Annotated in this window: 8 protein-coding genes and 1 pseudogene; 4 read left to right on the top strand and 5 right to left on the bottom strand. The window is 62.3% G+C overall.

Translation table 11 applies throughout. The features are described 5' to 3' along the window. From ADADOO_RS14085 to ADADOO_RS14070, 4 genes and pseudogenes are all read right to left on the bottom strand, one after another. A pseudogene (locus ADADOO_RS14085) lies at positions 1 to 244 on the bottom strand (DNA polymerase III subunit delta); the annotation flags it as partial. Next, complete coding sequence (locus tag ADADOO_RS14080; protein ID WP_511278134.1) at positions 244 to 783, bottom strand: LPS-assembly lipoprotein LptE; 540 nt, start codon at positions 781 to 783, stop codon at positions 244 to 246. The pseudogene ADADOO_RS14085 and the gene ADADOO_RS14080, both read right to left, overlap by 1 nt. Before the next feature lie 11 nt (positions 784 to 794). After that, entirely contained in the window at positions 795 to 3,575 is a 2,781-nt protein-coding gene (gene leuS, locus ADADOO_RS14075; protein ID WP_511278136.1) for a leucine--tRNA ligase, read from the bottom strand. Positions 3,576 to 3,810: 235 nt separating this feature from the next. Beyond that, a complete protein-coding gene (locus ADADOO_RS14070; protein WP_511278133.1) occupies positions 3,811 to 4,161 on the bottom strand; it encodes a hypothetical protein in 351 nt (116 codons plus the stop codon). A 249-nt stretch (positions 4,162 to 4,410) separates the two neighbouring features. On the opposite strand from ADADOO_RS14070, the gene ADADOO_RS14065 reads away from it, so the two are divergent. The 4 genes from ADADOO_RS14065 to ADADOO_RS14050 all read left to right on the top strand — a co-directional run bounded on the left by ADADOO_RS14065 (position 4,411) and on the right by ADADOO_RS14050 (position 9,601). Continuing rightward, positions 4,411 to 6,555 (top strand): UvrD-helicase domain-containing protein, encoded by a 2,145-nt coding sequence (locus tag ADADOO_RS14065; protein WP_511278131.1) that lies wholly within the window; start codon positions 4,411 to 4,413, stop codon positions 6,553 to 6,555. A gap of 126 nt (positions 6,556 to 6,681) precedes the next feature. Next, positions 6,682 to 7,656: a quinone oxidoreductase family protein gene (locus tag ADADOO_RS14060; RefSeq protein WP_511278135.1), complete on the top strand. Its 975-nt coding sequence runs from the start codon at positions 6,682 to 6,684 to the stop codon at positions 7,654 to 7,656. After that, the gene (locus tag ADADOO_RS14055; RefSeq protein ID WP_511278130.1) at positions 7,653 to 8,978 is read left to right on the top strand and encodes a TAXI family TRAP transporter solute-binding subunit; all 1,326 of its coding nucleotides are present in this window, start codon (positions 7,653 to 7,655) and stop codon (positions 8,976 to 8,978) included. Before ADADOO_RS14060 ends, ADADOO_RS14055 begins: the two co-directional genes overlap by 4 nt. Further along, positions 8,975 to 9,601, top strand: coding sequence for a nucleotide-binding protein (locus tag ADADOO_RS14050; RefSeq protein WP_511278129.1), 627 nt, complete (start codon positions 8,975 to 8,977; stop codon positions 9,599 to 9,601). Before ADADOO_RS14055 ends, ADADOO_RS14050 begins: the two co-directional genes overlap by 4 nt. Before the next feature lie 50 nt (positions 9,602 to 9,651). Here ADADOO_RS14050 and ADADOO_RS14045 read toward each other — a convergent pair. After that, positions 9,652 to 10,280: ATP-binding response regulator (locus tag ADADOO_RS14045; protein WP_511278128.1), on the bottom strand; the 629-nt coding region annotated here is incomplete at its 5' end.

Raw genomic sequence — 10,280 nt, 5'->3', positions numbered from 1 at the left:
GCAGGTCGATCAGCTTTTTATCGCCGAACAGCGACAGGTTGCCGCCGGCGGCGAGCAAGGTTCCCCAGTCGAACTGCGGCAGCACGGTGAGCACTTCGCGTTCGCTGTAGCCTTGCTGGCGCGACTTGGCACGGATGGCGTCGGCGGCTTCGATGACCAGCAGCGGGTCGTCGCCGTACAAAACGTAGAGTGGCCGCAACTCGCGTTCGAGGTGGCCGGCCAATTGTTCGCCCTTGAGCAGCATTACTCGCTGTCTTCTGCTGCGTCGGGATTTTTCGGCTTGATGATGCTCAGCCGGCGCATGATCTGGTTGACCAGGTCATTGTTCATGTCGCGCCAGAGCAGGCCTTCTTCGAGATCCTTGGCGAGAATGTTCGAGTCGTCGAAGGAAATGTCGCGGGTCAGCGCCACCTCGTTGGATGGGACCAGCACCTGCCCCTTCTGGTTGACGACGCGGAAGGTGTAGGTCAGCTGCAGCCGGTATTCGCGCACCCGGCCCTGGGCATTGACGCTGAGGATGGTCTTCAGGCGGTTGTCGCCCAGTTGCTGGAAGATGGCATCGGCCGCCTTGGCGTCCTCGACGATTTGCGTGCTGCCGCTGGCCTGGATGTAGCGCTGCAGCCAGATGTTGACGTCAGCCGTGTCCGGCAAGGCGATGTACATCGTCTTGTAGGGCAGGTTGCCGCTGCCGACGCCGCGCAGATGGAAGCCGCAGCCGGTGAGGGCGGCGGCGATCAATGCTACAAAAAGCGGGGCGAGAAGCAGGCGGAGCGGCGAACGCATGGCGGCTTTCCTCAGACGACGATATTGACCAGACGGCCCGGCACGACAACCACCTTCTTCGCCGGCTTGCCTTCCATGAACTTGACGGCGCCTTCGGAAGCCAGCGCGGCGGCTTCGATGCTCGCCTTGTCCGCTTCGGCGGCGACGCGGATGGAACCGCGCAGCTTGCCGTTGACCTGCACCATGAGCTCGATCTCGTCCTGCTTGAGGGCGGCCGGATCGGCCTTCGGGAAGGCTGCCGAGCCGGCATCCTGACCCGGCTTCAGTTCGGCGTAAAGTGCCTGGCCGATGTGCGGGACGATGGGGAAGAGCAGCAGGGCGATGCTTTCCAGCGTTTCCTGGGCCAGTTTGCGGCCGGTGGTGTCGGCGAGATCGGTCTTGTCGTAGGCGTTGAGCAGTTCCATGACGGCGGCGATGGCCGTGTTGAACTGCTTGCGACGGCCGTAATCGTCGGCCACCTTGCCCATGGTCTGGTGCAATTTGCGACGAAGGTCGGCTTGCACGGTCGACAGGGAATTTTGCTCAAAATTGGCATCGACCAATCCGGCCTGAACGTGGTCGTAAGTCGTCTTCCACAGGCGACGCAGGAAGCGATAAGCGCCTTCGACGCCGGCGTCGGACCATTCCAGCGACTGGTCGGGCGGCGAGGCGAACATGATGAACAGGCGGGCCGTGTCGGCGCCGTACTGGTCGATCAGGGCTTGCGGATCGACGCCGTTGTTCTTCGACTTCGACATCTTCTCGGTGCCGCCGATGACCACCGGCAGGCCGTCGGCCTTCAGCGTGGCGCCGGTCGGGCGGCCGCGTTCGTCGGTGACGACGTCCACATCGGCCGGGTTGATCCACAGCTTCTTGCCGGCATCGAGATCGCGGTAGAAGGTCGGGGCGACGACCATGCCTTGCGTCAGCAGGTTGGCGAAAGGCTCGCCGAGGTCGCCGATCAGGCCGACGTCGCGCATTAGTTTGGTGAAGAAGCGCGAATAGAGCAGATGCAGGATGGCGTGCTCGATGCCGCCGATGTATTGGTCGATCCCGCCCTTGCACCAGTAGGCGACGCGTTCGTCGACCATGGCCGTGGTGTTGTCCGGGCAGGCGTAGCGCAGGAAGTACCAGGACGACTCGAAGAAAGTGTCCATCGTATCGGTTTCGCGCCGGGCGTCGCCGCCGCACTTCGGGCACTTGCACTCGTAGAACTCGGGCATCTTCGCCAGCGGCGAACCGGCGCCGGTGATCTCGACGTTTTCTGGCAGGACGACCGGCAACTGCTCGTCGGGTACCGGCACGTCGCCGCAGGAGGCGCAGTGGATGATCGGGATCGGGCAGCCCCAGTAACGCTGGCGGGAAATACCCCAGTCGCGCAGGCGGAACTGGACTTTCTTGTCGCCGAGATCTTTGGCGGCGAGGTCGGCGGCAATCGCGTCGACGGCCGCTTCGTAGCTCAGGCCGTCGTACTTGCCGGAATTGACGCAGACACCTTCCTTGGACGCGAATGACTCGTCCCAAGAGGCCCAGTCAACGGATTCGTCAGTTTCTTCGTTAGTCAAAATTGGCCAAGAAAGCTTTAAGTCTCCGTCTTCAAACCAGCCCGTTTGAGTGAAAAACTTTTTGCCTTTCCAGCTTGCTGGAACAATGACGGGTTTAATTTCCGGTAGTTTGTCTGCGTACTTCTTTGCAAACTCAAAGTCACGTTGATCATGCGCCGGGACGGCCATTACGGCACCGTCGCCATAACTCATGAGCACGTAATTGCCGACCCAGACTTCGACCTGTTCGCCGGTCAGCGGATGGGTGACGAAGATGCCGGTCGGCATGCCCTTCTTTTCCATCGTCGCGATGTCTGCTTCGGCGACGCCGCCCTTCTTGCATTCCTCGATGAAGGCGGCAAGTTCCGGGTTGTTGGCGGCTGCGCGGGTGGCCAGCGGGTGTTCGGCGGCGACGGCGACGAAGGTGACGCCCATGATGGTGTCGGCGCGGGTGGTGAACACCCATAGCTTTTCCTCGGCATTGTCGGCAGAACCCATCCCTGCCCCCGACCCCTCCCCTTGAAGGGGCGGGGAGCTTGGTGCGGCTGCGCCGGAGGCCACGACCGGGAAAGCGAAGCGCACGCCGGTGCTCTTGCCGATCCAGTTCTTCTGCATCAGGCGGACCTGCTCGGGCCAGCCCGGCAGGTTGTCGAGTTCGCTCAACAGCTCTTCGGCGTAAGCAGTGATCTTCATGTAATACATGGGGATCTCGCGCTTTTCGATCAGCGCGCCGGAACGCCAGCCGCGGCCGTCGATGACCTGTTCGTTGGCGAGCACGGTGTGATCGACCGGGTCCCAGTTTACGGTGCCGAACTTCTTGTAAACCAAGCCCTTTTCGTAGAGGCGGGTGAACAGCCACTGTTCCCAGCGGTAGTACTCGGGCGTGCAGGTGGCGAATTCGCGTTCCCAGTCGATGGCAAAGCCGAGCGACTTGAGCTGCGTCCGCATGTAGTCGATGTTGGAATAGGTCCACCCGGCCGGCGGCACGTTGTTTTGCAGTGCAGCATTTTCGGCCGGCATGCCGAAGGCGTCCCAACCCATCGGTTGCAGCACGTTGTAGCCCTGCATCTTGTGGAAACGCGACAGCACGTCGCCGATGGTGTAGTTGCGGACGTGGCCCATGTGCAGCTTGCCCGATGGATACGGGAACATCGACAGGCAGTAGTACTTGGGCTTGGTGGCGTCTTCGACGGCGCGGGCGGCGCCGGTCTTGTTCCAGTGGTCCTGGGCGGCGCGCTCGATGTCGGCCGGGGTGTATTTGTCCTGCATGGGCATGGCGGGGTTCATTCGCTGAAAATCGGAGAGTAACCGCGAATTATACCGGTTGATGCCGACTCGCCGGCGATGCGGCGAATAAGGGATCCGACGCCGCCCAATTTTGGCGTTTTTGGGCGTCGACCGTCGCGGTCGGGCGCCTGTCGCTGAGCGTAAATCAGTGACCGGGTGGGGCCGATGCGGAGCCTGCACGCGCCGCACCAGCGGGATTCAACTTAACGTCGCCCGGTCACGCCGCTTTTTTTTGCGGATACATGCCTTCCCAGGTGTTCTGCCAGTAACGGTAGGCATTCTGGGTGGCGGCCAGCGAGAGCAGGGACATCCGCGATTGGTGACGCCACATCCAGGACAGCTGGGGCGCGGGCGCCAGGCTGTAGGATTGAACGGTGCCAACTTCGTCTTCGACGATGGTCAGGAAACGATCGACGGCCAGGCCATAGTAGGCGGAGCCTTCGGTTTTGCCGGTGAGATACTCGGCTTCGCTGACGGCGCGGCGCCACAGCTTGAGCGCGAGCTCGTCGCTGATGCCGGCCTTGCGGGCGATCCAGGGTAGGATCTTCGGTGCATTCATGCTGTTCATGCTGATTCTCCTTTTACTATGCGGTGGTAACCGCCTGTTCGTAAGAGTGCCTTGTGGGCATTTAGTTTTGTGCACTGCAATATATTTTTTGCCAAGTATACTTGGCTGGTTTTTGCGGTGTGTAAAAAATAGTTCGCTTTTATTTGTTGCGTTGCACAATAACAACAAATTGGTCTTACCAGTTTTCCATGCCGCTTTTTATGGCGAATATTCTACGCCTTTAGTAATAATTTTTATGTGAAATAATTCATGTCTGATCTGCTTGCCAATTTAAATTCGCCGCAACTTCAGGCGGTTACGTTGCCGCCAGTGCACGCCCTGATCCTGGCCGGCGCCGGCAGCGGTAAGACCTGTGTGTTGACGACACGCATTGCCTGGCTGATGTCGACCAGCCAGGTCGGGCCGCACGGCGTGCTGGCCGTGACTTTCACCAACAAGGCGGCGAAGGAGATGACGGCGCGGCTGTCGTCGCTGGTGCCGATCAACACGCGCGGCATGTGGATCGGCACGTTTCACGGCCTGTGCAACCGCCTGCTCCGGGCCCATTACCGCGAGGCCGGGCTGCCGCAAACTTTCCAGATCCTCGATTCGGCCGACCAGTTGGCGATGGTCAAGCGCCTGTTGAAGAACCTCAATGTCGACGACGAAAAATACCCGCCGCGTGAGCTATGCCATTTCATCAATGCCCACAAGGAACAGGGCGTACGGGCTGCGCAGGCCGAGGTCTACGACAATTACACGCAAAAGCGCGTCGAGCTGTACGCCGAATACGAAAACCAGTGCAACCGCGAGGGCGTCGTCGATTTTGCCGAGCTGTTGTTGCGCTGCTACGAATTGCTGCAGCGCAACGAACCCCTGCGCAAACACTATCAGGAGCGCTTTCGTTACATCCTGGTCGATGAGGTACAGGACACCAACAAGCTGCAGTACGCCTGGCTGAAACTGCTCGCCGGCGGCGGTGCCGTGGTTTTTGCTGTCGGCGACGACGACCAGAGCATCTACGCCTTCCGCGGCGCCGAGGTCGGCAACATGCGCGAATTCGAGCGCGATTACGCTGGCGACAATGTGATCCGGCTCGAGCAAAATTACCGTTCGCACGGCAATATCCTGGCGGCAGCCAACGCCATCATCAAAAACAACCGCGAGCGTCTCGGCAAGAATTTGTGGACGGAGGCCGGCGAAGGCGAGCCGATTCGCGCCTTCGAGGCCTATTCGGACCTCGACGAGGCGCGTTTTATCGTCGAGGAAATCCGCGAACTGGTCCGCGACGGCATTTTGCCGACGCAGATTGCCCTGCTTTACCGCTCCAACGCCCAGTCGCGCGTGCTCGAAAACGAGCTGTTTACCAAGAACGTGCCGTACAAGGTTTATGGCGGCCTGCGCTTCTTCGAGCGGCAGGAAATCAAGCACGCCCTGGCCTATCTGCGCCTGCTCGGCAATCCGGACGACGACACGGCTTTCCTGCGCGTCGTCAATTTTCCGACCCGTGGCATCGGCGCCCGTTCGCTCGAAAACCTGCAGGCGACGGCGCACCAGACTAATTCCAGCCTGTACAACGCGGCGGCCTCGCTAACTGGCAAGTCCGGGCAGACGGTCGGTGCGTTCATCCGGCTGATCGAGCAACTGCGCGTTGAAACGGAAGGTCTGCCGCTACCGGAAATGGTCGAGCACATCATCGAAAAATCCGGTCTGGCCCAGCATTACCGGACCGACAAGGAAGGCCAGGACCGGCTGGAGAATCTCGACGAACTGATCAACGCCGCCGCCACTTTCATCGATGACGAAGGCGCCATCGGCGAAGGCGGGGCGCTGGTCTCCTTCCTGACCCTGGCCTCGCTGGAAGCCGGCGAGCATCAGGCCGGCGAGGGGCAGGAGGCGGTGCAGCTGATGTCGGTGCACGCGGCCAAGGGTCTGGAGTTCGATGTGGTCTTTATTACCGGGCTGGAGCAGGGCTTGTTTCCGCACGAAAACGCGATCAACGCCGGCAAGGACGGGCTGGAGGAGGAACGGCGGCTGATGTACGTGGCGGTCACCCGCGCCCGCCAGCGCCTTTACGTGTCCTGTGCGCAGACCCGCATGCTGCATGGCCAGACGCGGTATTGCGTGCCGTCCAGCTTCCTCGATGAAATCCCCGAGCAGCTGTTGCTCAAACTCAACACGAAAGCGGCGCCGGCCGCGGCCTTCCCGGCTTTCGGTTCGTTCGGCGGCGGCTATGCCGAGCCGGCGACGTCCGGTGGCCTGCGTATCGGGCAGACCGTCGAGCACGCCAAGTTCGGACTCGGCGTCATCGTGTCGACCGAAGGGCGCGGCGCCGATGCGCGCGTCCAGATCAACTTCGGCGGCAGCGGCATGAAGTGGCTGGCGCTCGAATACGCCAAGCTAACGCCGGTTTGAAGGCTTCCGGTCGATCGCCACGGTCGACCGGGAAAATGGCTGATTTTCAAGCCGCCTTGCGGTAGATCGCCGGCCGGCGCGGTGATAACCTCGATGTCTCGCAAAAACAAGCAGACGGAGATCACCATGCCCTACGCCATTCGACTTCATCAAAACGGCGGTCCGGAAGTGCTGTCCTGGGAAGCCGTCGATCTGCCGGCGCCGGCTCCCGGCGAAGCGATGGTTCGTCATCATGCCGTCGGCCTCAATTTCATCGACGTTTATCACCGCACCGGCCTCTATCCGCTCGCCTTGCCCTCCGGCATCGGCATGGAAGGCGCCGGCGTCGTCGAGGCGGTCGGCGAGGGGGTCAGCGAGCTCAAGGTCGGTGACCGCGTCGCCTACGCCGGCGGGCCGCTCGGCGCTTACGCCGAAATTCGCAACATCCCGGCCCATCGCCTGCTCAAACTGCCCGACGCCATCTCCTTCGAAACCGGCGCGGCGATGATGCTGCAAGGCCTGACGGCGGCCTACCTGCTGCGCAAGACCTACCGCGTGCAAGCCGGCGACGCCGTGCTGATCCAGGCGGCGGCGGGTGGCGTCGGGTTGATCGCCTGCCAGTGGGCGCGGGCACTTGGCGCGACGGTGATCGGCACCGTCGGTTCGCCGGCCAAGGCCGAGCTGGCCAGGGCGCATGGCTGCCACCACGTGATCAACTACAGCACTGAAAATTTCGCCCAGCGCGTCCGCGAAATCACCCACGGCGAAGGCGTCGCCGTGGTCTATGACGGCGTCGGCAAGGACACTTTCGCCGGCTCGCTCGACAGCCTGCGGCCGATGGGCATGATGGTTTCCTTCGGCAATGCTTCCGGCCCGGTGCCGCCGCTCGATTTGATCGTGCTGTCGCAAAAAGGCTCGTTGTTCGTCACCCGGCCGACCCTCATGAACTACACGGCGAAGCGCGAAGACCTTGTCGCCCTGGGCGGCGAACTGTTCGATGTTGTCGTCTCCGGCCAGGTGAAAATCGAAGTCAACCAGAGCTACCCCCTGAAGGACGCCGGCCAGGCCCATCGCGACCTTGAAGCGCGCCGGACGACGGGTTCGACCATCCTTATCCCATGATGGCCAAGATCAAGGCTGGACTGCTTTCGCTGCGCGACCTGTTCGCCACCGCCTGGTGGATCGTCCTGCTCGCCGGCATCGGCTTCGCGATTGCCTACCAGTTCGTCGAGCCGGCGCCGCCGACCAAAATCGCCATCAGCACGGGCAGCGAAAGCGGCGCCTACTACCAGTTTGCCAAGCGCTACGCGACCATCCTGGCCAAGAACGGCATCACGCTCGAGGTCCGGAGCTCGGCCGGTTCGCTCGAAAATCTGGATCGCCTGAAAAAGGACGAGGTGCAGATCGGTTTCGTCCAGGGCGGCGTCGTGCCGCCGAATCCCGATCCGGATGCCGAGGACGACTCCGGCCTGCTCTCGCTGGGCAGCGTTTTCTACGAGCCGGTCTGGGTTTTTTATCGCGGCGACAAGGTGCTGACTCGCCTGACCGAGCTGCAAGGTAAGCGCATCGCTATCGGCCAGGAAGGCTCGGGGGTGCGCCAGCTGGCGCAGCAGTTGCTCGACGCCAACGACATTTCGGCCGGCAAGCATCTGGTGCCGCTGGCCGGCCTGGCGGCAGCCGAAGAGCTGCAGCAAGGGCGCATCGACGCCGCCTTCATCATCGCCGCCGAAACGGCGCCGGTGGTCCAGGTGCTGATCCGCTCGCCCGGCGTCAAGCTCATGAGCTTCGCCCAGGACCGCGCTTACCAGCGCCGCTTTCCTTTCCTGACCAAACTGACCTTCCCGCGCGGCGTCGCCGATCTGGTCCGCGATTTTCCGCCGGATGACATCAAGGTACTCGCCCCGACGGCCAATCTGATTATCCGCGACGACCTCCATCCGGCCTTGCAAACGCTGCTCCTGCAGGCGGCCAGCGAGGTCCATGGTAAATCCGGCTTCTTCCAGGATGCCGGCGAATTCCCGGCCTACATGGACCAGATGCTGCCGCTGTCGCCTGAGGCGGCGCGCTACTTCAAGTCTGGCCCATCCTTCCTGCAGCGCTATCTGCCGTTCTGGCTGGCCGTGCTGGTCGACCGGTTGATCGTCATGCTGGTGCCGATTTTCGTCCTGCTCATTCCGCTGCTCAAGGTAGCGCCGGCGATTTACAACTGGCGGGTACGCGCCAAGGTTTTCCGGATTTACGGCGAGCTCAAGTTCCTCGAAGACGACCTCAAGCTCCATTTCGATCCGGCCAAACTGACCGATTACCGCAGCCGGCTCGATGCCCTCGACGACGAGGCCAGCGCCCTGCGCATCCCGCTCGGTTTCACCGATCTGGCCTATACCCTGCGCGAACACGTCAATCTGGTTCGCCACATCCTTGATAAGAAAGAAGCGATGGCATGAAAGCCTTCCTCGTCGCCAATCCCAAGGGCGGCTCCGGCAAAAGCACGCTGGCCACCAACCTGGCCGGCTATTTCGCCAACAAAGGCAACGAGGTGATGCTCGGCGACATCGACCGCCAGCAATCGTCGCGCGAATGGCTCGGCATGCGCCCCTTTGCCCTGCCCACCATTGATGCCTGGCAGGTCGGCGAAGACAAGATTTCACGGCCGCCCAAGGGCACCACGCACGTCGTCCTCGATACCCCGGCCGGCCTGCACGGCAAGCTGCTCGAGCGCGTCCTCAAGCTGTCGACGCGGGTCATCGTGCCGGTCCAGCCCTCGCTGTTCGACATGCTGGCGACCCGTCATTTTCTGACCGAACTGCTTTCCGAAAAGGCCGTGCGCAAGGGCAAGGCCGATGTCGCCGTGATCGGCATGCGGGTCGATGCGCGAACCCGGGCGGCCGGCGAGCTGGAAAAGTTTTTCGCCACCTTCGACCTGCCCGTGCTGGCCTACCTGCGCGACACGCAGGTCTATGTGCAGGCAACAGCGGCCGGCATGACCCTTTTCGACCTGCCGCCGTCGCGCGCCGAGCGTGACATCGAGCAATGGCAGGCGATCATCAAGTGGGTCGAGGCTGATTAGCCAGTTCGACGCATTCCTACGGTCAACCGGAAAAAAGCCCAAAAACGAAATCAGGCCGACCCGCTCTTGATCCCTAGCCACTGTTCCAGCTTGGCGAAAAGGAGCTCGGGCCTGACCGGCTTGGCGATGAAATCCGACATGCCCGCCTCGATACAGCGTGCCCGGTCCTCGGCGAAAGCGTTGGCGGTCATCGCCACAATCGGTGTCCCGGCATAGCCGGTCAGGCGACGAATGGCGGCGGTGGCGGCCAGTCCGTCCATGTTCGGCATCTGGATGTCCATGAGGATCAGGTCGTAGTGTTTCCCGGCGGCGCGTTCGAGCGCGATGGCGCCGTCATCGGCGAGCTCAATGACCAGCCCGGGCAGGCATTGCAGCAGTTCGAGGGCGACTTCCTGGTTAATCGGCTCATCTTCGGCGAGCAAAACGGTCTTGCCAGCGAAATTCGCATTCGTTGCCGCGGTCGGCGCGGTGGTCAACTCGGCCGCACCGGGCGCCGCCTTGTCGAAAGCGATGGTCAGCGTGAACGTGCTGCCCTCGCCCGGCGTGCTGGCCAGTTCGAGACGGCCGTTCATGAGCCGCACCAGCTTGCCGACGATGGCCAGGCCGAGCCCCGTGCCGCCATGGCGGCGGGTCGTCGAGCCATCGGCTTGCTCGAAGGGCGAAAAAACCCGGACCTGCG

The sequence above is a fragment of the Azonexus sp. genome (genome assembly GCF_036170495.1).
GTDB lineage: Bacteria > Pseudomonadota > Gammaproteobacteria > Burkholderiales > Rhodocyclaceae > Azonexus.
The sequence above is the reverse complement of the archived record's forward strand: the minus strand, read 5'-3'. Positions and strand labels throughout refer to the sequence as shown.

What these genes read in the sequence shown, in the direction of transcription:
- ADADOO_RS14065 (WP_511278131.1), top strand. Translation starts at nt 4,411, where the DNA reads ATGTCTGATCTGCTTGCCAATTTAAATTCGCCGCAACTTCAGGCGGTT.
- ADADOO_RS14055 (WP_511278130.1), top strand. Translation starts at nt 7,653, where the DNA reads ATGATGGCCAAGATCAAGGCTGGACTGCTTTCGCTGCGCGACCTGTTC.
- ADADOO_RS14070 (WP_511278133.1), bottom strand. Translation starts at nt 4,161, where the DNA reads ATGAACAGCATGAATGCACCGAAGATCCTACCCTGGATCGCCCGCAAG.
- ADADOO_RS14080 (WP_511278134.1), bottom strand. Translation starts at nt 783, where the DNA reads ATGCGTTCGCCGCTCCGCCTGCTTCTCGCCCCGCTTTTTGTAGCATTG.
- leuS (WP_511278136.1), bottom strand. Translation starts at nt 3,575, where the DNA reads ATGCAGGACAAATACACCCCGGCCGACATCGAGCGCGCCGCCCAGGAC.
- ADADOO_RS14060 (WP_511278135.1), top strand. Translation starts at nt 6,682, where the DNA reads ATGCCCTACGCCATTCGACTTCATCAAAACGGCGGTCCGGAAGTGCTG.
- ADADOO_RS14050 (WP_511278129.1), top strand. Translation starts at nt 8,975, where the DNA reads ATGAAAGCCTTCCTCGTCGCCAATCCCAAGGGCGGCTCCGGCAAAAGC.